The organism is Ruegeria sp. AF5, assembly GCF_056541905.1.
The window spans coordinates 1-22102 of sequence record NZ_JBQFYZ010000015.1; the positions used below are offsets into that span (position 1 = coordinate 1).

General features: G+C 54.3%; 14 protein-coding genes and 1 tRNA gene. 13 read left to right on the plus strand and 2 right to left on the minus strand.

The features are described 5' to 3' along the window. Positions 1-1272: 1272 nt before the first annotated feature. Positions 1273-1357: transfer RNA gene (locus ACR0DS_RS16520), tRNA-Leu, on the minus strand. A gap of 835 nt (positions 1358-2192) precedes the next feature. On the opposite strand from ACR0DS_RS16520, the gene ACR0DS_RS16525 reads away from it, so the two are divergent. The 13 genes from ACR0DS_RS16525 to ACR0DS_RS16585 all read left to right on the plus strand — a co-directional run bounded on the left by ACR0DS_RS16525 (position 2193) and on the right by ACR0DS_RS16585 (position 19293). Then, positions 2193-2615, plus strand: a complete 423-nt coding sequence (locus tag ACR0DS_RS16525) for a hypothetical protein (RefSeq protein ID WP_209507691.1) — start codon at positions 2193-2195, stop codon at positions 2613-2615. Between the two features lie 2 nt (positions 2616-2617). Continuing rightward, positions 2618-4630, plus strand: a complete 2013-nt coding sequence (locus tag ACR0DS_RS16530) for a dynamin family protein (protein WP_480487410.1) — start codon at positions 2618-2620, stop codon at positions 4628-4630. An 8-nt stretch (positions 4631-4638) separates the two neighbouring features. Next, positions 4639-6381: a dynamin family protein gene (locus ACR0DS_RS16535; protein ID WP_480487409.1), complete on the plus strand. Its 1743-nt coding sequence runs from the start codon at positions 4639-4641 to the stop codon at positions 6379-6381. Positions 6382-6427: 46 nt separating this feature from the next. After that, positions 6428-6829 (plus strand): hypothetical protein, encoded by a 402-nt coding sequence (locus ACR0DS_RS16540; RefSeq protein WP_480483676.1) that lies wholly within the window; start codon positions 6428-6430, stop codon positions 6827-6829. A gap of 23 nt (positions 6830-6852) precedes the next feature. Continuing rightward, complete coding sequence (locus ACR0DS_RS16545) at positions 6853-7719, plus strand: hypothetical protein (RefSeq protein WP_480483675.1); 867 nt, start codon at positions 6853-6855, stop codon at positions 7717-7719. Between the two features lie 69 nt (positions 7720-7788). Further along, entirely contained in the window at positions 7789-9831 is a 2043-nt protein-coding gene (locus tag ACR0DS_RS16550; RefSeq protein ID WP_480560262.1) for a dynamin family protein, read from the plus strand. Further along, positions 9828-11114, plus strand: coding sequence for a dynamin family protein (locus ACR0DS_RS16555; RefSeq protein WP_480560260.1), 1287 nt, complete (start codon positions 9828-9830; stop codon positions 11112-11114). Before ACR0DS_RS16550 ends, ACR0DS_RS16555 begins: the two co-directional genes overlap by 4 nt. Before the next feature lie 340 nt (positions 11115-11454). Then, complete coding sequence (locus ACR0DS_RS16560; protein ID WP_480560258.1) at positions 11455-13626, plus strand: serine/threonine-protein kinase; 2172 nt, start codon at positions 11455-11457, stop codon at positions 13624-13626. A 201-nt stretch (positions 13627-13827) separates the two neighbouring features. Then, positions 13828-14847, plus strand: coding sequence for an FHA domain-containing protein (locus ACR0DS_RS16565; RefSeq protein ID WP_480483671.1), 1020 nt, complete (start codon positions 13828-13830; stop codon positions 14845-14847). A gap of 3 nt (positions 14848-14850) precedes the next feature. After that, the gene (locus ACR0DS_RS16570) at positions 14851-15633 is read left to right on the plus strand and encodes a PP2C family protein-serine/threonine phosphatase (RefSeq protein ID WP_267366226.1); all 783 of its coding nucleotides are present in this window, start codon (positions 14851-14853) and stop codon (positions 15631-15633) included. A gap of 21 nt (positions 15634-15654) precedes the next feature. Beyond that, entirely contained in the window at positions 15655-16917 is a 1263-nt protein-coding gene (locus tag ACR0DS_RS16575; RefSeq protein ID WP_480483670.1) for a type 2 periplasmic-binding domain-containing protein, read from the plus strand. 43 nt (positions 16918-16960) lie between these two features. Further along, positions 16961-18067: a transporter substrate-binding domain-containing protein gene (locus tag ACR0DS_RS16580; protein ID WP_267366224.1), complete on the plus strand. Its 1107-nt coding sequence runs from the start codon at positions 16961-16963 to the stop codon at positions 18065-18067. A 269-nt stretch (positions 18068-18336) separates the two neighbouring features. Then, positions 18337-19293 (plus strand): glycosyltransferase family 2 protein, encoded by a 957-nt coding sequence (locus ACR0DS_RS16585; RefSeq protein WP_480528775.1) that lies wholly within the window; start codon positions 18337-18339, stop codon positions 19291-19293. 390 nt (positions 19294-19683) lie between these two features. Here ACR0DS_RS16585 and ACR0DS_RS16590 read toward each other — a convergent pair whose 3' ends face one another. Further along, a complete protein-coding gene (locus ACR0DS_RS16590) occupies positions 19684-21897 on the minus strand; it encodes an NADP-dependent isocitrate dehydrogenase (RefSeq protein WP_480560256.1) in 2214 nt (737 codons plus the stop codon). Positions 21898-22102: the final 205 nt, after the last annotated feature.

Consider the following 22102-nt stretch of genomic DNA (forward strand, 5'->3'; position numbering starts at 1 on the left):
GTCGTGACTTCCATGGTGGGGCTCCTTTCCTTGCAGAAGATGTCTTCTGCAGTTTGCCGCAAAGCGCGACGGTTGGCTGCAGACGCCATCCACCCCATCCGCATTGTGTGAATTCAGCCAGCCGATGAATTTGCGCTTGCAGCGAACGGCAGGTTCGGCGGGCCGCGTCACAGCACCAGTTGCCGACGGTTAATGGCCGGTTAGGGCCATTGGAACTTCCGGATGAATACAAGGTTGGAAAAAACGCACCGGTTTCAGTAGCAATCAGTGATCGTTAAAACCGAAAGGATTTGAGTTTTTGTAATGAAATCAATGTGCGGTTTCTACGAACGCGAAGCGAACGTACTTCCATCAAGACATAGACAAAGAACAAGAAAAAGAAATTGATAAAGAGCACTCCATCCGCTTGTGTTACGCAAATCACGGTCGCTGTGTTTGCTGCACGAAGGACGCTTAATCAGAAAGCGGCAACCAGATTGTTTTGCCGGTCCTTCTGTCTCGACCAGCTTCGCGTTCCTTTTGTCCGTCACGGATCCGGGTGCGGGGATTTTCAATCGGGTCTAGGCTGTTCAGATAGGGTGTCAGGCAATAGAAATCTTGCGGATGCTCACGCGATGGTTTCCAGGTGATCATCGCCCACATCCGCTTTAACATTTTAGCACCTGAACGTTTGTATTAGCTGGGTTTTTCACCTGAATAGCATTGCATGGATTGGGTTGTAGCGACCAGCGATTTCTCTGGGAATTGGGTATTCACCGAAAAACCTCATCTCCTTATTGTGACCTTTAGCTGTAATGTGCCAGCTGCCTACTTTTTTGCTGCAGCCAACGCTCCTTATGCCCGCAACCCGACCCCTTTGTTGTGCAACTCGATCACTGTAGCGACTCAAGTGATTAATCGGTGTGGGAGAAATTGTAGCGGTTAAAGTAAAGCTCTGATTTTGGATGCTCAATATAGCACCACCTACATTTTTTCAGAATGCTTAGGTTTCGGACGAAAGTGAGAATTAAAGGAAAGTCCTTTAGCTTGAGGTATCGAACCCCGTGAATCAGATTACTTTTCAGTCAGTTAAGGCCTGCCAATTCTGAGGTGGAAGTGTCGCAAGGCTTCGAGAAAACCAATTTCGTATACCACAGTTGGCACTCGCGCCGATTTTTCGGATAGCAAACAAGGAAGTTGAGAATGGTATTTTCAAAAGGTGGGCCAAGGGGTGGGCTGTAAATAGAATCAAAAACACAACGCATTGATAATTAGATGAATTTTTTGGGGATATGGTGCGGGTGGAGGGACTTGAACCCCCACGCCTTGCGGCGCCAGAACCTAAATCTGGTGCGTCTACCAATTTCGCCACACCCGCAACTCAGCGCCGCAGCGCTGGATTGAAGCGGTCAATAACAAAGCTTGCTTCCGAGCGCGAGGGGTAAAATACATGTATCGCCAAGTTTGTAGATCCTCTGATGAGATATGGGGCAACCACGCTATCTTATGAAAATGTATAGCCCCAAGAGGCTTGTCAGTGGAAAGTTGATGGGAACATCAGTGGCCGTGAAACCCTATATCCTGCGGGACAATGTCCACGCTATTTTGGAAGAGCTCTTCATTCGTGCCGAAGTTAAAATTTAACCCAGTTTGCCTGCGAAATATCGCTCTTACGTTGACCAAAGTCCTAGAAAAAAGCCGACAGCTTGTTGTCAGATCACTAATGGCGAACATGGAAATCCTACTTCATTGCCCTTGCGGGTTCATAGTTGAATCCATGGGAGGAGGCGCGGGATTACTCGCCACGACACCCCAGAAAACGCATCTGCGACCCTTTCCAACTCAGAGAGCAACTTCAGGTTTCTGAAACAACAAGAATAACTTATCCGACTAAAGTGCCCTTCAGGGCCACACAGATTATTGAATAACCCGCACCGTCAGGTTCAGGCAATTGTGTTCCGCCGGTCCCCGCTCGGTTTCATACAGTTGGTGCGGAATGGCTCTTGCGTCATAGGCATTCCCGCGCAGGTTGAGGCATTCTCAAGAGAACTCCACCACAAAGCTGCCACATTTCAAACGCCAAAAAATCTTATTCACGTCAAAATAAGACCGCCTTGAAGGGTCTTGTTGTTTAGCAGGAGTTAATGAGTCTTTTTTGCCACTTTGGCGCCGGTACGAGTTTCCTGCTCAACTCCAGTACAAGGTTTACTGCTGTGACCGATCTGAATCCCTCCGCTACTGCCGAGCAAGAGGCTGTCTTCTTTGCTCGCGAAAGCTTTCTTGGCGAACTCAAGATCCTGAACCGGGACCACCCGAACACGGGCTTTGGGATATCGCTCCGAACCCATTCCGGAGACCACTACCTGCTGGCCAATGCGCGTATGCCATTGCCCGCGGTCAAATCCGAGGGTTTCCCGACCGGACGCCGCGTTGCGTGCCTTGAAAACGGCGATCGCTTCAGCTCGATCGAAGTGCTGGCTGACGCCAAGGCTTACGAAACCATCAGCCCGCGCGCCGAGGCTGACATTCTGGGCAACGCTTTGGACCTGATCGCACGTATCGACACGCTGACAGGAATTCCAACGGGCCGTCCTTCGCATGAACCCCGCATCGCAGCTACGGGAACCGGAGGTTAAGCATGGCGCGCAATGATCACCTGTTGTCTGTAGGCAACGAAGCTCTGGCGCCAATGACTTCGGCAATGTCATCACTGACGGCGCAGATTGATCAATTGACTGAGGTGGCTGATGCGCGCTCCTCGGCACGTCTGGCAACACTCAAGACCCGGATGGAAAACTTCACCGCCAGCATCACTATGGTCGGTCAGGTAAAAGCGGGCAAATCATCGATTGTAAACATTCTTGCGGGGCGCCCATCTTTGCTTCCGTCGGATGTGAACCCGTGGACGTCGGTCGTCACAACCCTGAACATCAACACGCGTCCACCGGGCGATACCAAGGCCAAGTTCACCTTCTTTGAGCAGGAAGAATGGGACAATCTGATGGTCGGGGGCGGCCGGTTGGGCGAACTGGCCAACCGAGCCGGTGCAGATGACGAGATGGAGGACATTCGCCGTCAGATCGGCGAGATGAAAGCAAAGTCGGAAGAGCGTCTTGGAAAGCACTTCGATCTGATACTTGGCCAAAGCCACCAATACGATCACTTCGATGAAGAACTGATCCAAAGATATGTCTGCCTGGGCGATGAGGACGACCCGGATATCAATCCAAAAACAGGCCGGTTCGCAGATGTGACCAAGTCGGCCGAGTTGTACATGGATATCCCTCAGTACCCGATTGCGCTGAAGCTTTGTGATACGCCGGGTGTCAACGATACCTTCATGGTGCGTGAACAGATTACCCTGCGCAGCCTGCGCGGGTCCGAAGTCTGTGTTGTGGTGCTTGCCGCAAGCCAAGCCCTGACCACCATGGACATGGCCTTGATGCGGATCATCGCCCAATTTGAGAACCGCCAGATTGTCCTGTTTGTGAACCGGATTGACGAACTGTCAGACCCGGTCAATCAAGTCCCCGAAATCCGCGACCGGATTCTGGATACTCTGAAACAGAACAACATCGACGCAAAGACAAGTGTCGTGTTCGGCAGTGCCTTGTGGGCCGAGGCAGCGCTGACCGGGAACCCCGAAATTCTGAACGAGGAATCCCGCGAAGCACTCAATACATTTTACCTCGCTGCCGGGTTCGGTGATCAGGCCCCCTCGCTGGATAAAATCTGGGCATTGTCCGGTTTGCCTGACCTGCTGCTGGCGATAAACGAGCGTATTGCAGAAGGTGCCGGAACAAGGCTGATGGATCGGGTTCGCCATCGTGCCCGCAACATCGCCAGCCAGATTCGTGCCACCGCCGTGGCAAAGACTCTGTCAGAGGGTGAAGGCGTTGCGCGTGATCTTGACGGTGTTTCTCCGGAAGATGCAATTGCGAAAGTTTCTGCGGAATATGAAAAGAAAGCAGCCGAACTGACCAATGCATTACGCGACAAAGTATTGGAGCGCCTGAACTCAGCCGAGGCGAATTTTGTGAAGCGCGCCACGGATTCTCTGATCGCGCACCTTGAGAAGAATGGCGAGCAAGGCACTTGGCAATACGACCCTGCTGGATTGAGGACTTTGCAAAAAGCCGCTTATTTCAGTTTTGCCCGCGCAATGCGTAAGGATGCTGGCGCGCTCTACTCAACTGCGGCTGCGGATGTCGAAGCGCTGTATCACAAAATTCTTGGCAACCACCTGGGCGAATTCAGCATCGAAGCACCTATCGTGCCGCGCGTTCCACCACCATTGGGGATCGGCCGGACGATCGCTCTGGACTTGCAAAGTACCTGGTGGCGGCGCTGGTGGCAAAAGCGCAAAGGTTTTGAAGCATACGCTGCCGATTACACACGCCTGATCGCGTCCGAGGCGAATTCGATCACCAAGGATATCGAGGAAAACCAGATTGCGGCCGTGTTGGAAAACGTCCGCGCTATTCTGGCGGATTTCATGCGGGAACAGAAGGAAACGTTGCTGAGCATCTCATCATCAGCAGACAAAAACTCCAGCCAGACCTCGGCAGCGATGGCGGGCCTGCAACCTCAGAAATCGCGAGACGAGATTCTGGGTGACATCCTGAAAGACCTAAGCAACGAAGCGGCATAAGTAGAAAAATGGCAAAAGATTCACAAACACGCTTTGTTTCACCGAAAGCATGGGAACGTATCGAGCAGTGGTCCCGCCGCAAACCGGTTTTCGCTTTGATGGGTGAATTCAGCGCTGGCAAATCCACACTGATGAACTTTTTACTGCGAACGCAAACCTTGCCAACGCAGGTTACTGCAACCCAGTTACCACCGGTCTGGTTTAGCTGGGGCAGTGAAAAACCATATATCAAGCGGCATGACGGAAGCATTGAGCCAATCGAACTGGATCAGCTTGAGACTGTTGGCGTCAACGACGCGCAGTTCATTCGTATCTTCCTTGAGGCAGATATTCTGGAAGCCGTCGATCTGATCGACACCCCCGGCATCTCGGACCCCAAAATTTCGACAGATGTCTGGCAGCGCGCAGTCGGGCAGGCAAACGGCGTCATTTGGTGCACCCATGCGACGCAAGCCTGGCGCGAAACCGAACGTGCAACGTGGGTTTCGCTGCCGGACCGCTTGCAACACAACTCGCTGCTGTTGGTGACGCGGGCGGATGCACTAAACCTTAAAGACCGTCAAAAGGTTCTGCGACGCGTCAATCGCGAAGCCGGACATCTGTTCAACCGGTCCATTTTGTTTTCCGCCCGGGATGCGATCAATGCCCGTGACAAGACTGGCGACGCCGAAATGTGGTCGCGCAGCGGCGGCGGCAAGATGATCGACAGTTTTCTGGAAATCACAGAACAGATCATGGACAATCGCGCCGATCAGCTGGCGCGGTACCAGATCGACAAAAGCCAGTCCGGCGCATTCAAGGTTCAACCACTGCGCCCCGCCCGCAAACCAGACGACCGAGAGGCACTGGCGGACGGCATCGAAGCTACTCCTTTGCGGCTGGTCAATCCGCTGGAAAACGAACAGCAGCCAGAAGCCGACGATCATAATGTCGTAACAAGCTTCCCCATCCGGCCAGCCCGTGTAGAGCGACGCGTTGACGAAGGCGAACGGGTTCGGATCAACCCGGAAGACGCTGAACGGCTGCGGGCAGAAATGGTATCAGACACCGAGCAGATGTCTGAGGAAACCGACACCAGCGACGAGTTGCGTGCCTTCTTCAAGGACACCTCAAGCGATCCTCTTGAGTTGAAGAATGTCGCCGGTCTGGAAGAAGACGTGGACGAGTTCGACCTGTCCGGTGAATTCGGTGCTGCCGATAATGCTGACGACCTGCTGGGTGACGCTCCTGATGCTGAAACGGGCGACAAGTCCGTTGATGACGTGCTGACCTCGTTGAACACGACTCTGCGTGAAGCCGCGGCCGAAGCGGACGAAGTCGAAGTTTTCACGCCGGAAGTTGAATCGCGTGATGATCGGGGTATCGAAGTCTCGGTATCCTCCATTGCGGCTCTGATGGCCGCTCAGCCCGAGAACAACGCCGAGGATTACGAACCTGAGCCTGAGACAAACGGCTTGATAGAAGTCGTAGCCTCAGTCGAGGAAGACGCCCGCGATATCCGCCACGATGCGCACATCGATCTTCCAGAATCCGCAGCCGGGTCGCCGCTTAGCGCGTCGGATATGTGGCGGGAAATTACAATCAAGGAGGACCTGCCAAAGGACGCAGACGGGCTTCAGAACGTATTCAAGGCCTTTCTTGCCGAATTTGACCAGATCGCAGTTGAATATAGTGCGAAACATTCCAAACACGCCCTGCAAGCCATTCCAAAGTCAAAAGAAAACAGCAGTGCAGAGTGGCATGTTTTGTAAGGATGCCTTAATCAAGGCGCTGAGAAAAAGGACGATAAAGAGTTAAATGTCCATTCAGGATGCATTGAACACCGCGATTGAAACAATACCCGACTGCATCGCAGCCGGGTATATCGACATGGAGACCGGCATGCTTTTGGGCAGCAGTGTCTCTGATTCCGATTGCGCTGAAGCGCTGGACACTTTGGCAATCGCAGTGGCCAATCTGTTTCAGGGGCGGGGTGTCGCTGCATTTGAAGCGCTCTTGCACGAGGCCGGAAACACTGATGAGGAAAACGCCGGGTTCGGGGAAATCGCGGTGTTTTCAAAAGACCGATTGAACATCTTTTTGCGGACCCAGGAATATCCTGATCATGTGGTCTGCTATATCTGCCGCAACAGCGCGAATGTGGGACTGGCACTCACGAAATCGCATCTCAGCCTCAAGCCGGTTGCGGCCGCAGTCTGAACGGGACCAGAGGGGGTCACGGTATGATGGACACAGACATTCTCGACATGCTCGAAGATATCGGGCGGTCTTCGGTTGCCCGCCTGTCTCCGACGGTGATTGTCCCCGGTGAAACTGCTGCAGCCCGTCGGGCGGCTGTATTGCGTTTCATTCGCGGAACGATATTGCCCAGACGACTCGAGCTGACCGCGGCCAACGGAAGCTGCCTGAAAATCGAAGTAAACAGTTCCCGGATCACGGATGTGTTTCAGGTGCCGTCCGGGCAGATCCCAGATTTCGAAACGGAATCACGTACCGCGCTGGTCGGCAAACTGGCCCAACTGATTTCTGATATTTCAGCCGCCCCTGCCCCACTGGAACTGATGCCTGGAAAGCCAGCCTCGACGCTGGAGGCTGATGATGTTGGTATTACGCTGAGTGAGATCGAGAACGCCTGCGCCGGAATTGAGCTTTCCTCTGAGCCCATCGTGTCTGTTGTTCCGGACGTTGAAAAACCTTCAGACAACAGCCCTGCCCCGACAGCAGGGTCGGGCAATTCGTTGGCGCAACAGTTTTTTGACGGAGCTGCACGCTTTGCCACAGGTCGTGTTCTAGTGGACAGTATGGAAAACACTGCACTGGCTTGCGAAGGAACCTGCAACCCTTCCGAGGGGATGCACCCCAATCAAGAGATTTTGACACGTTTTGTTTCGGATCTTGCTGGTTGGAACAATGACACCCGGGGCGAATTCGAAGGCCCACATCTGATCGTCATGCGGCCATCGGGTGGTAAGGGTGCGGGCATGGCTGTTCTGAGCGACAACGAACAGATTGCTGTGGCCATTCATGATGCCCGCAAACTTGGTGCGGTAATCAATCTTTGGAAATCTTTGGAGGAGGCTGAGGAATGACCGCCCCCAAAGCATTCAAATTTTCGACTAATTCAATGCGTTGTTTTTTTGTAGTCAGGGTAAAGAGTAATGAGTGAAACACATCGCCGCGAGCTTATTCGCATCGCAGAAGACATGAACGGGACAAGCAATGACGAAACACGTCAGTTCATATCGCGCATCATTGGTGATCTGGGAAAACTGAAACCGTCAGTTGCCTTTGTCGGGCAGATCAAGGCAGGAAAGTCGCGCTTGATCAACGGCTTCACCGGTCAGGCAGAATACCTGCCGTCGGACGTGAACCCCTGGACGACCGTGATCACCGACATGCATTTCGGGCACCCGAACGGTCGAACCGAAGGAGCCGAGTTCCATTTCTTCGACAACTATCAGTGGCAATCACTGATCGCCGAAGGCGAAGAGTTGCGCAACATGTTCCCGGATGACGAGGACAGCTACAAGCGCGAGATGATCGAAGAGCAGGTCGAAGCCATGAAGACCCGGGCGCGTCGGCGACTGGGGGACAGTTATGAACAGCTGTTGGGTCAACATCACGATCTGGATCAACTGACATCCGATGATCTGGCGCGTTACGTGTGCGCTGGGGACGACCCCGCAGAAGATGGGACAATTGACCCCGGCAGTGATCGCGGACTTTACAGCGACATCACGCGCAAGGCCGAGGTCTATTTTGACATCGGACATTTCCCATTCCCTCTGACCGTCACCGATACGCCCGGAGTAAATGACCCCCTGCTGATCCGTGAGGAGATTTCCCGCCAGTATCTCAAAGAATCCGATTTCTTTGTGGTGGTTCTGTCAGCGCATCAGGCGTTGTCGCGTGCGGACCTGAAACTGTTCCGGCTGATGCAGGCACTGGAACTTGGACAGATCGTTGTCTTCATCAACCGTGTCGATGAATTGGGCGGCGGGGCCGAAGATGCGGCAAAAGTGCGTCTGGATGTTGTAGACGGGCTGGAAAAAGCTTTGGGTACTTCGAATATCGATGTCCTGATGGGCAGCGCACAATGGGCGCACTATGCGCTGACCGGCGATGAAACCGGTGTGAACCACGATCATATTCTGGCGTGGTTGCGGGCGCACCCGGAACAGATGCAACAATACCTGAACGGTGTGGCCGAGATCAAACAAGGGCCGGGGCCCATCAGCCGTGAGGCTGTCTTGCGGTTTGCTGCTATGATCGCGTCAGGCTTGCCGGACTTGCGCCGCCATGTCACTCAGGCTTTGACGGAGGGGCCGATAAACGAACAGCTGCGGATGGCGTGGCAGCATCTAGACAGCTTCGCGCGTGGCGATTTGGAGCGGTCCCAGGTACATCTTCGTGCCCTGAAAGATGAAGGCAGCGCGGGTGCACACACCGCTGAGGACAGCGACAAGACGCTGAGCGATCTGCGCAAACTGATTGCGGATAAATCGCAAGACATTGTCAAGGACATGGACGACGTTCTTTCAAACCTGCGTGGGGTCATGGACGACACGGTCTCTGAATCCGTCTTTGTTGTGGTGCGCGGACCTGAAGGACAATCCCCATTGCTTGCCAAAGGCGGCGCTACCGAGTTGAATTTCACCCCTTTACGCGAACACATGCGCGAGCTGGTGCAAGGCGCGTCGCAAGTGGTGCGGCAACGCATGTTGAGCGAGCTTTACGCGATCGACATGCAATGCAACGCCGCTTTGCGGGCACTGCCAGGGTGGCAGGAACCAGTCGACAATCGCATGAACACAAGTGCAGTGCGTTGGTTCCGCCCGGACACCACCGCCCTGACCCGTGGCATTACCGTTGAGCTGCGTGTAAACTGGTTGTCGCGCCTGATATCGCGCAACAGTGTTGTGACGCGGGCCGAGCGCATGATCGTGCAGGAATTCGAGTTAATTGGTGATGACCTGATCGACACAACGCGTGAAAACCTTCTGGAACGGTTGAAAACTGTTCTGGATCATTACTTGGCCCTGTTGGCAGGCCATCTTGAGCACCGTTCCGGAGCGGGTGAGTTGAATGCTCAGGCGGAAGCACAAGCTGCGTTCGAACGGGCGCGCCGTATTGCTGACGAGTTGGATAGTGTCTTTGGAACAAGCAACGTGGACGAACGACAAGCAGAGGCTGCGGAATGATTGAGTTTCCCGGAACCGAACAGGAAGTGCGCCAGCTGGAGCGTTTTCTGACATCGACAGAAAAACTGTCGTCGGACCCGAAATTGGAAGATATGCGCGCACGGGCTCTGGCCCACGCCGAACGCCTCTCCAACGCGGTCAACATCGGTTTCGCCGGAGAGTTCGGGGCGGGCAAGTCAAGCCTTGCAAACATGCTGGCAGGGGCGGATATTCTTCCAACCGGTCCGCAGCACCTGAAGCTGCCACTTGTCATCGTTGCCTACGCGGATACGCCAGAGACGACAGTCGGCTGGTGGAACAAGGAGCCAAAGACATATTCTGGTATAGCACTGGAAAAGGCCGCTGCGGATGAGCCTGACTTTATTTCGGTTGGATTGAACACACCTGCTCTCAAAGAGATATCACTGTTCGATCTTCCCGGCTCTGGCGCATTGGATGATACATACAAACAGACACTGGACCTGCTGAAATTCGTCGACTGTGCCATCTGGTGTACCAATGGCACAAGCGCATGGCGTGAAACAGAACGGCATTTGTGGGCGCAGGTGCCGCCCGAGCTAAGAGCCAACAGCCTGCTGGCAGTTACACATGCTGATTTGCCCCCGGTGCAGGCCGCTCTGGATCGGGTACTGGCTCGATTGAACAAAGAAAAAGAAGGACTGTTTCGCGCTGTGGTCCCAATTGGCACGCCCGTCGCGGTGCGCGCCATGGCACAAGAGCCGGAACCAGATTTTGATCTTTGGGAAAACTGTGGCGGCCAGGAACTCGCGGAAAAGGTCCTTGATGCGGCGTCTGACCGGCGGCGCAGTGACCTTGACGCTGCCCGGAAGGATCTGAAGCACGAGTTTCTGCCATTCCTGGAAACATTGAATGGGCCAGAGCCGGAACCTTCCGTCAACGATGCTGCGTCAATGCAGTCAACGCTCGGGTCTGCCCTTCCGCCACTGAACAACCCCATTCTTGAAGACTGGTTGGCTGCCATTGCCAGCATTTATGAAGATCTGCGTGACACCACTGCCATTGAACCCGCAGCTTTTTTGCAAAGCTGCCAGGAAATCGTCGAAGATTTCGCGGAACGGCTGGACCAAGGTGGCGAGATCGATCCGGATGCTGACTGGATTCCGGCCGAATTCGAAAAAGCGACTGACTTGTTGTTGTTGCTTCAGTTTGAAAGCGGAGATGCGCCTTTGAAAGACGCAATCAGCATACTTGTACAGCTTGGTGACAACCTTGCATGGGCTGGCAGTACCGTCGCCGCGGCACAATCCAAAACCGGTACCTAGCACTTTCCATCAGGATTGAAGCGCTGTTCAGCGATTCGAAGGGCCGAAGAATCGGCCCTTTATTGTTTCGAATTCGTAGACCAAGAGACCGATTTGGGGTCGTCAGTTTTCATTTATTCCACCCCGTTAATCAATATATTGTGCTGTTGCTTCGCACTAGCACCGTATATGCCATATTCGAAAAAACGATCCTTAGTGAAGCCATCAGGCGGCCCCATTAAAGTCAAATTTGAAACGTCTAACCGTTCTCAAGTGTCCTGCGGTTGTTTTTGGTTGTGAGTTCGTGGGCTGCCGGCCCTGTTTAATTAAGCCGCAAAATGAGTAGAACGGGCGGATTAAAATGAGCCACAACCAGGCTGTCGGTGCAACGCACGACGAACCAAAAATTGAAGGACTGCAACCGGGCGCAAAGCTGTTGCGCGGGCAGTATGAGATCCTCCGATATCTCAGCAACGGCGGATTTGGGATCACCTATTTAGCACGCGACAGCCTGGAGCGTGATGTCGTGATCAAGGAATGTTTCCCCGGTGCGTTGTGCCGTCGCAACGGGGACTTGGTTGAGCCGAACGACCCGTCCTACAAGGATGATTTGCGCGCCATTATCGACCTGTTTATTCAGGAAGCCCGCAATCATGCGCGTCTGGTGCATCCGAACATCGTCGACGTTCATCAGGTGTTCGAAGACAACGACACAGCTTATATCGCTATGGATCTGATCCGTGGTTGCGACCTGCTGGACTATGTTGAGAATCCGGAAAACGACGGTGGTCCTGACTTTATCGTGCAAGTCACGGAAAAGATGCTGTCCGCGGTGTCGTTCATCCACCAAAGCGGGATGCTGCACCGTGACATTTCACCCGATAACATCCTGATTGACGAAAACGGAAACCCGGTCCTGATCGACTTCGGTGCCGCGCGTGAGCAAGCCGCAAACAAGTCGGCCGCATTGTTGACCCTGCGCGTTATAAAAGACGGATATTCGCCGCACGAGTTTTACGTCCGTGGTGCCGAACAAGGGCCCAGCAGTGACCTCTATGTCTTGGCCGCGACTCTGTATCACGCAATCAGTGGCGAACGCCCGGTAGACGGCCAGAGCCGCCTGAATGCCTTCAACAACGGGCAGGACGACCCTTATACCCCATTGGCAGGCCGCTTTGACGGATACCCCGATGGATTCCTCGAAGCAATCGACAAGGCAATGGAAGTACACGCAACGGACCGGTTGCAGACAGCCCTGGATTGGCTGCGCATGTTCCGCGGCCCTGGCGTGATGTTTGATACCTTCGCCTATCGCCCGGTTTCCGTGATTGTCGGCATGGATCGCAAGGACAAGGAAGAAGAAAAGGCGCGGATCAAGGCCGAAAGTGAAAATGCCGAAGCGGTTGTGACGGCTCTGCTCGCCGGGAACTCGGACATTGTTCGCGAAACCGAAAAAAAGAATGAACCCGAGATGGCAAAGATTTCTGCAAAAGCGGAAATACCGGTCGCAGTTGATACCGTGGTTCAGAGCGGATCCGGTGGCAGCGGCAAGATGATCGCTGGTGCAGCAGTGCTTGTGGCAGCGTTGGCTGCAGGCGGTTTCTTCGTGATGTCCGGCGACAAAGGTGAAGAACAAGCTGAGGTTACGACGACGCTGCCTGAAGCAACCACACAAACTGCCGAAGCAGACCCGCCCGCGGTGGAAGAACCCGTGGCCGAAACACCTGAACCCGACGTCACGGTCGCTTCAGAGCAACAACCTGAACCAGAAGAGCCTGTCGAGCAGGCGCAAGTTGAACCTGCGGAACCAACCGCTACAGAAACAGCGTCCGAAGCTACCGAGACTGCCGGTGCCCAGGAACAACCTGCAGAACAAGAGGTTGCGGCTGTTGTGGACGAACCCAAAACCGATGCCGCTTCCGGCACTCCGGTCGAACAACAGGTATCTTTCCACCATTGGGATGTTGAAATCCCCTTCCAGACGTCCCGCCGCCGGACCGCAACAGGTGCAACAATTGCGGTAACCGGTGTGGACGCCAATCAGGACATGAGCGTTATCGGCGAATGGGTGGAACCCGGAGTTGTGATCTTTACTCTGAACGGCAACCCGGTTCGTCAGGACGTCTCTTTCGCGGCGCAAGTCCTGGACAAGCTAAGCGTCGACCCAGACGGCTTTACACGGGTTGCAGCCCGCTACCGGCCGCTTGGAAAGACCCGCGCGCAGAATGGCCTGCTGGCACTGCCTGTGCTGCGCTCGGTCGGATTGGAGAACGGTTACTCGTTCACAGTCAGCAGCTCGGGAGGTGAAGGGTGGCAAACAAAAGTAAGCTCGGTTCCAGCCGAGGCGACAGGCAGCTTGCAAAAAGGCGATGTTCTGTTGAGCGAAAGCCAGACCAACATGACATTGAATACGTCTGAAAGCCTTGATGGCATGCTGGCTGCGCTGGTTTCCGACAGTCAGCCAGAGGCAAAGCTGACCGTATTGCGCAACGGTGCTGAGGTAGCTGCGACCATGCAGTTAGCGCAGGAGTGATCTGACCGGTTCAATTTTGATCTGCCAGTGTGTGTTTACTGAGGGTGGCTTTAAGTTTGCCGCCCGGCGGGAACCGGCCCGCCGCAGAGAGTACCAGTTTCCATGTTTTCAATTGAGTGTCTCTGCGTTGTTCCACGCAGGGTTAGGTAGCAGCCCCATGGCACAAAAGGTCCGTGCCAACAATTCGAAGGTGTCGACACCATGTTCAAATACAAAAGCCCTCTGAGCCGGCTTCTCGAAGGTGCCGGCAAATCCAAAGAAGATGATGTTGCTGAAAACGCTCATGCAGCTGACAGCGCGGCACCTGAAACCGAAAAGCAGGAGCCTATCGCAGACTTCAACGCGCTGCGTGCCGCACTGGCCGGTGGAAACATGACGTCTGAATCCTATGAGGAAACAGACGAGCTTATCCCTGAAGAGAAAATGCCGGAATTCGACGAAGTTGCGGCGGAGAACACGGAAGAGCCGGTTGAAGTGTCCATCTTCGTTGAAGATGCAACTGACGAGGACGACCAAGATACCAAGAACTTGATGGCCGACCCCGACGATGACGAGGATATCTCGGACGATCAAATCATCACTTTGCATGTAGCAGACGAGCTTGCCGAAACACCGGATGAAGTTGCGCCGCCTCTGGATGTAGCTGAAATGAGCGCGCCGGAAACGGTGGAAGCTGAGGTTGCAGCCCCGTCCGTGCAAGAACCGGCAGTGGTGGAAGAGGGTGCCGTACAGGCTCAACCCACGCCTGCCGCCCCAGCCGAGGACCGTCGCTCGCGGGTCAAAACAACGTTCCTTGGGTTTGAGCGTGCGGACACGCATGTTCAGGAATTGATCGAAACATCAGAACCCGTCTCAAAAACCGAAGCTGCTCAGGAAACATTCCCGGTTGGCTGGCTGGTGGTGACGGCAGGTCCCGGGCGGGGCGCCAGCATCACCCTGACCGAAGGCCTGATGCAAATCGGTCGAAACGATGACCAGGCGATCCAACTGGATTTCGGCGACACAGGCATTTCACGTTCGAACCACGCTGTTATTGCTTATGACCCGGAAGATCGGAAATGCTATCTAGGGCATGGCGGAAAGGCCAACCTTGTTCGCCTGAATGGTAAACCCGTTCTGAGCACAATCGCACTCTCCAGCGGTGATCTGATCCGCATCAGTGAAACATCAATCCGATTTATGGCCTTCTGCGATGAAGGTTTTGATTGGCGGGATTCCTGATAGATGCTGGCTACTCCGGCATATGATGTTGCGCTGATCCTGAACCAGGGTCAGCGGGAAACGCAGGAAGACGCGATTGCTGCGCGCATGTTCGACGCATCGGACGCGGGCTATATTGCGATCGCTGACGGTATGGGTGGCCACGAGGCGGGCGAAGTGGCTTCGGAAATGGTGATTGCCGCTTGGCGGAACGCGCTGGATACCGAGCTAGAAGCCGATACCTTGAATGAAGGCGCCGCAATTGACGCGCTGCCATTGGCTGCCATGCAAGCCAATGCAGCAATATCAGACCATAACGAGGCACAAGGCCAGGGTTTCAACATGGGCTCCACCTTGTTGGGTGTCCTCTTTCTGGGTCAGCGTGTGTTCCGGATTTCGATCGGTGACAGCCCCCTTTACCTGTTCCGCGAAGGCAAGTTGACACAGGTGAACGAAGACCACTCGATGGCCCCCGTGATCGACGCAAAACTGGCCGCTGGTGAGCTTTCGGAAGCTGAAGCACGGGGACTGGACCGGAACCAACTGACGTCGGTGATCATGGGGGGTGCTATTCCAAAAGTGGATTGCCCTGAAGACCCGCTGATCGTGTCTCCGGCTGATATTCTGATCCTTGGCAGCGACGGGCTTCAGTATCTTAGCGACGCTGAGATTCAGGATGTTCTGCGCCTGCATCAGCAAGAGCTAGCACAGGAAATCGCCGAAGCCTTGCAACTGGCAGTGCAGGCCAAGGGCGATCCCGATCAGGACAATCTGTCGATCGCAGTCGCAAAACTTACGAGAAAATAACCAGGCAAAGCAACAGGACCCATGAGAAAACACCTATTCATATCAAGCCTTGCCCTTGCCGCCGCCACAGGCGCGGCGTCAGCGCAAGAGGCATGTTCAAACTACGAGATTCAGCGTGGCGATAGTCTGCGGGAATTGGCAATCCGAGTTTACGCGACCGAAGATTATCGGCCAATCTACGATGCTAACAGGGATGTTATCGGCACAAATCCCAATATCATTCGTGTCGGCGATGTTTTGAAATTGCCTTGCCTGGAAGATGTCGGGCGCGCACCCGAGTTGCCCGACACCGAAGCAGGACGCCTCGCGGCTGAAATGGCCTCAGAACTGGTAAAAGCGGCAGAAGAACGCGCGGAGAAAGCCGTGGCCGAAGCGGAAGCCCGTGTCGCGGCGGCAGAAGCTGAGGCAAAGAAGGCAAGTGAAGATGCAGTCGTCGCTGCACGGGCCGCTGCCAAAGAAGAGATCGAGGCAGCCCGCTCGGAAGCCGCCGCACTGATCAGAAATGCTAACGCTGAAACGCGCCCGGAAATTCGTGATCGTCAGTTGCTGTTGATTACCGGCGGGAACTACGCTCCGTTTACGGACGAAGCGTTGCCCAACCGGGGGCTTTACACGCATCTGGTTGAGACAGCGATGCTGCGGGCCGCACCAGAACAAGCGTACAAAATTCAGTTCGTGAACGATTGGTCGTCGCATCTGGATCTCTTGATGCCAACACTTGCATTTGACGGCACCTTCCCCTGGTCACGCCCAAATTGCGAAGATGCAGCAGCGTTGTCGGAAAGTGACCGCAATCGTTGTGAGACCTACGATTTCTCAAACCCGTTCTATGAAGTCGTGGATACATTCTTTGCGCGCGATGGATCGGGGTACGAGCAGACGCTGACCTATGCCGACTTTGCCGGGACAACAATTTGCCGCCCGGAAGGTTGGTCGCTTTCACATATGGACGCGGTAAGTCTTTACGAACCCGTCATCAAGCTGATGCGGCCAACATCGCCTGATGATTGCTTTCATGCTGTGATGGACGGAACTGCCGATATCGTGGCAATCGAAGCGCATCTGGCAGAGGAAGCCATCGCACGACTTGGCTATAAACACCGGATTATCGAAAACCCCAACCTGGCGGCGATCAAGTCGCTTAATGTCATGACCCATAAAGATAATCCTGATGGGGAAGCGATCTTAGAGACGCTGAATCAGGGTCTGGCAATCATGCAGCAGTCAGGCGAATGGCGCGATATCGTGTCGACCGCCCTGCGTCACCAAATGGAAAATGGATAAGGCCTCGTCTGGCCTGACAAACAAAAGTCTGGAGGAAGTGAAAATGTTTAACGAGAAAATTAAGAAACTGGCGCTGTCGGCAACTGCCATCACAGCTCTGAGTGCGGGAGCCGCCGCTGCACAGGAAGCGTGCACGAACTACACCGTGCAAGATGGTGACACATTGGCAACCATCGCCATCGCCGCCTATGGCACCTCGAACTACCAGCCGATCTTCAACGCGAACAGGAACGCGATCACAAACCCGGGGGCTCTTAATCCTGGGCTGGTGCTGGCCCTGCCCTGTGAAGACGGTAGCTTGCCGAACGGCCAAAGCGCGCAGGAAATCATCGCCGCTGAAGAACAGCGCGCCGCCAGCGTAAAGCGGTCGAATGTCTATGCGCCGCCGATCAAAATGGTGGCTGGTAACGGTTGGGAACCGTTCACAACCGAAACACTGAATGGCGGGGGCATCATGACTCGTCTGGCAACGACCAGCCTTCAGCGGGCAGGAAACAGCCGTGAGTATTCAGTCAGCTTTGTCGACGACTGGAGTTCGCATCTGGATACACTGTTGCCGCTTGGTGCCTTTGATATTTCAATTGCATGGACCGTTCCTGATTGTACCAACCGTACATACGAATGGTCCCCTGAAACCGAAGCTCGCTGCACTCAATTCGTAGCTTCGGTCCCGGTTTATGATATCGTCGGCGGCTTCTTCACACTGCCGGAAAGCGAATACGCAAGCGCGACCAGTTTCAAGGACCTGGAAGGCTCGACCATTTGCCGTATGGCAGGCTGGAGTATGGTTGTTCTGGAAGAACAGGGACTGAACCGCGAGAACACGACTGTGGTTCAGCCCAGCTCGGCCCGTGATTGTCTTGACGCTGTATTGACCGGAACCGCAGATGTTGCGGCATTCGAAGTTGATCTGTTCGCATCGACAATGAAAGACATGGGTTTGACTTCGGCTGACATCGTTGAGAACCCCTATGTGTCCACACTGTCGTCGATGAGCTTCCTTGCGCACCGCACCAACCCGTTCGCGCGCGAATACATCGCTATGATGAACAAGGGTCTGATCGAAATGCGTCAATCCGGTGAATGGTACGCGATCATCTCGGATACGCTGCGTGAGCAAAACGCAAAGTTGAACGCAGCTTCGAACTGATCCCTCGGTTCAGCTGAAACTTTGGGGCCGGTTCTTGAACCGGCCCCCTTTTGCTGAATTATCGGCGCGATTCAATCGGATGCCAAAATTCGGCCATTTATCTGCTTCAGAAATACCTCATACGCGCAGCATCTTGGGAACAAAGTGCAATCATCCCTCAAGTGACACGTCCGAGCGAGCAAGAGTGACATATGATACAGTGTGCCTTGAATATCCAAAGTGGATCTCTGACACGGGCGTCGTGGCCGGGTTTGGAAATTGCTGTTATCTTGCCCTGTTACAATGAAGCCGTTGCCATTGGTGAAACAGTCAAGCAGTTCCGCGCCGCCCTGCCGGAGGCGGTAATTTACGTATTCGACAACAATTCCACGGACGGCTCGGCGAGAGTGGCGCAAGAAGCTGGCGCGCTGGTCTACTCTGAAACATATCAGGGCAAAGGTAACGTTGTCCGCAGGATGTTTGCTGACGTGGATGCGGATGTCTACGTCATGGCAGACGGGGATGCGACCTACGACAGTATGGCAGCACCTGAAATGATCAATCTGCTGGTCTCGCAAAACCTTGATATGGTCAATGGCGCACGGGTGAACGACGACATTCAAGCCTATCGACGGGGTCATAAGTTTGGAAACGCCTTGTTCAGCGGGCTGGTGAAATTCTTCTTTAACAGCAAAATCAACGACCTGCTGTCCGGTTATCGTGTTTTCAGCAGACGCTTTGTCAAAAGCTTTCCGGCGGTTTCCAACGGGTTCGAGATTGAAACTGAACTTACAGTGCACGCGATGCAGATGCGCATGCCGATTGGAGAAGTTGAGACAAAATACGTCTCACGGCTTCCGGATTCGAACTCAAAACTGGCCACCTATTCAGATGGGTGGCGAATTCTCAAGATGATTGGCCTTTTGATCAAAGACGAAAAGCCAATCGCGTTCTTCCTGTCTTTGGCATTGTTGATATTCTTACCTTCGCTGTCCGTATTCGTATCGGTTTTCCGCGAGTTTTTGGAAACTGGCTTGGTTGACCGAATTCCGTCCTTGGTTGTCGCGGTATCCGGTTTTGTCGGAACCATGCTGTCAATCGTGTGCGCGCTGATCCTGGAATCTCTGGCACTTGCCCGGCGTGAGGCGCGTCGCCTGTCTTATCTGCGACACAAAGGTGTTGCAGCGTACGGAACGAAAAGAACACAGACGCCGATTGCCAACCCAGAACCCCGGCGCGTTGGCTAAGACCCAATCTCCAGTATAATTGTGAGCACTCGATATAGTGTTCGTGTTCAACCATGGTTGAACTGCTTGGCTGCCCAGCAAATTCTGAGAACCAAAATGAAATGACCAGCACCCCAAATGCTGGTCATTCTCTGAGTGAGTGATAAGGCCCTGAGGCATCACCAGTGAAATTCTGTGTTATCCAAGGTTTAAAACAGTCAGAGCTGCCGTGCTATTAGGGGAATCCCGTAAGTACAAACAAATTCATTATAAAGCATTGTAAATGAATAATACTTTTCTCGACCCACTTTCCGTGACAGTGTCGACGATACAAAAAAGGGACCGCACAACTGTGCCGGTCCCTTTCCGTGTTTTGAACAGGCAAAGGATCACCTGTTTTGCCGTTAGCGATTAGCCGATGATTGCGTTCAACGTTGTGCTGGGCCGCATAACCGCTGCCGTTTTGGCCGGATCGGTGTGATAGTAACCGCCCAAATCCGCAGCTTGACCTTGCGCTGCGGCCAACTCCGACAGGATTTGCCCTTCGTTGACGGCCAGATCCTTGGCCAGCGATGCAAACTCGGCAGCCAGTTCCGTATCTTCGGACTGGGCGGCCAAAGCCTCAGCCCAGTAGCGTGCAAACCAATAGTGGCTGTCGCGATTGTCCGGCTGACCAACTTTGCGGCTGGGTGAGCGGTTGTTGTCCAGAATACCCTGCGTCGCTGCTTCGGCCGCCGCACCCAGAATGCCCGCTTTCTCGTTGCCTTTGCTGTCAGCAAGGAAGTTCAGCGATTCACCCAACGCACAGAACTCACCCATCGAGTCCCAGCGCAGGTGATTTTCTTCGACCAACTGCTGCACATGTTTGGGCGCCGAACCACCGGCTCCAGTTTCGAACAAACCGCCACCGTTCATCAATTTGACGATGGAGAGCATTTTGGCCGAGGTACCCAGTTCCAGGATTGGAAACAGGTCAGTCAAATAATCCCGCAGCACGTTGCCGGTGATGGCAATCGAGTCATTACCTGCTGTGATCGTCTCCAACGACTGACGGGTCGCTTCGCGCGGGGCCATGATCAGGAACTTGTCGGCCACCCCAGCGGCCTCAAGCGCCGGTTTGACATATTTGATAAGCTCTGCGTCATGGGCCCGGTTTGCGTCCAACCAGAAAATCGCCTCGGAACCCGTCAGACGCTGACGGTCCATGGCCAACTGAATCCAGTTCTCGATTGGCGCCTTTTTGACGGTGCAGGCGCGCCAAATATCGCCGGCCTCAACACCGTGGCTGTGCAACGTTTCACCATTGGCCAGAACGATGCGGATTGTACCATCCGCCGGTGCCTCGAAAGTTGTCGGGTGCGAACCGTATTCCTCGGCTTTCTGAGCCATCAGGCCCACGTTCGCCACGGCTCCGGCAGTGGACGGGTTCAACGCGCCATTGGCTTTGAAGAACTTAATGGCCTCATCATAGACGGTCGCGTAGCAGCGATCAGGGATCACACAGTTGGTGTCACCTTTGGCACCCGTCTCATCCCAGCCCTTACCCCCGGCGCGGATCACTGCAGGCATTGAGGCATCAATGATTACATCCGATGGGACATGCAGGTTCGTGATTCCGCGGTCCGAATCCACCATATACATGGACGGGCGGTCCGCCTTGATCGCGTCGATGGCCGTCATGATGTCGGCGTGACCCTGTACGCGCTCCAGCAGCGCCCCCAAACCGGAATTTGGGTTCACACCCAACGCATCCAGTTCCGCGCCGAACTTTTCGAACACGGGGGCCAGCCAGGCTTTGACCGCATATCCAAAGATGATCGGGTCTGAAACCTTCATCATCGTGGCTTTCATATGCAGCGAGAACATGGTCCCGTCTTTTTTGGTGTCCTCAATGGCATCTGAAAGGAACGCAGACAGTGCCTTGACCGACATGAAAGTCGCGTCGGCTATGGTTCCTTCTTCCAGCGACCAGCCGTCTTTCAGAACGGTGACGTCACCATCCTTGCCCACAAATTCGATTGTCGCATCGCCTGCTTGTGCTGCGGTAATGGTGGCCGAAATCTCGTTTGCATAGAAATCACTGGCCGGCATGGACGACACTTTGGTCTTGCTGTCCGACGCCCATTCGCCCATCGAATGCGGGTTGTTCTGGGCATAGTTTTTCACGGCACGCGCCGCACGGCGGTCACTGTTCCCTTCGCGCAGAACCGGGTTAACAGCAGAACCTTTGATCGCGTCATAACGGGCGCGGATCGTCTTTTCCTCATCCGTTGCAGGTTCTGCAGGGTAGGTCGGAATGTCGTAACCCTGCGATTGCAGCTCTTCGACGGCCGCAACCAACTGTGGAACCGAGGCAGAGATATTTGGCAGCTTGATGACATTGGCATCAGGTGTCTTCACCAGATCGCCCAAATCAGCCAGATCGTCGCTTACACGCTGATCGTCGGTAAGGTTCTCGGGGAATGCTGCCAGAATACGTCCCGCCAGAGAAATATCTTTGGTGCCAACGCGGACGCCAGCAGCAGATGCGAACTTGCGGATGATGGGCAGGAACGAAGCGCTGGCCAGTTCTGGCGCTTCGTCTACAATGGTATACAATATGTCGAAGTTCGATTTATCTGCCATATTCTTTTACCTTTTTTAAGCCTTTCGGGGCGTGCGATCCAAGAGTTGCAACCACAATTGCGCGGCGTGAGAGGGGCTAAACCACGATACAGCCCCTGGGTGACTCTGTTTTGACAGGGCTTCCCTTAAATCACGTTTGACTTGGAATCAATCGCATCTGCCCGCGCGTTTTGCCACGGGTCAGATAAAGTGTCGTGCAACTCTT

Coding starts and splice junctions, on each gene's coding strand:
- ACR0DS_RS16530 (WP_480487410.1), top strand. CDS start 2,618: ATGGCGCGCAATGATCACCTGTTGTCTGTAGGCAACGAAGCTCTGGCG.
- ACR0DS_RS16535 (WP_480487409.1), top strand. CDS start 4,639: ATGGCAAAAGATTCACAAACACGCTTTGTTTCACCGAAAGCATGGGAA.
- ACR0DS_RS16540 (WP_480483676.1), top strand. CDS start 6,428: ATGTCCATTCAGGATGCATTGAACACCGCGATTGAAACAATACCCGAC.
- ACR0DS_RS16545 (WP_480483675.1), top strand. CDS start 6,853: ATGATGGACACAGACATTCTCGACATGCTCGAAGATATCGGGCGGTCT.
- ACR0DS_RS16550 (WP_480560262.1), top strand. CDS start 7,789: ATGAGTGAAACACATCGCCGCGAGCTTATTCGCATCGCAGAAGACATG.
- ACR0DS_RS16555 (WP_480560260.1), top strand. CDS start 9,828: ATGATTGAGTTTCCCGGAACCGAACAGGAAGTGCGCCAGCTGGAGCGT.
- ACR0DS_RS16560 (WP_480560258.1), top strand. CDS start 11,455: ATGAGCCACAACCAGGCTGTCGGTGCAACGCACGACGAACCAAAAATT.
- ACR0DS_RS16565 (WP_480483671.1), top strand. CDS start 13,828: ATGTTCAAATACAAAAGCCCTCTGAGCCGGCTTCTCGAAGGTGCCGGC.
- ACR0DS_RS16570 (WP_267366226.1), top strand. CDS start 14,851: ATGCTGGCTACTCCGGCATATGATGTTGCGCTGATCCTGAACCAGGGT.
- ACR0DS_RS16575 (WP_480483670.1), top strand. CDS start 15,655: ATGAGAAAACACCTATTCATATCAAGCCTTGCCCTTGCCGCCGCCACA.
- ACR0DS_RS16580 (WP_267366224.1), top strand. CDS start 16,961: ATGTTTAACGAGAAAATTAAGAAACTGGCGCTGTCGGCAACTGCCATC.
- ACR0DS_RS16590 (WP_480560256.1), bottom strand. CDS start 21,897: ATGGCAGATAAATCGAACTTCGACATATTGTATACCATTGTAGACGAA.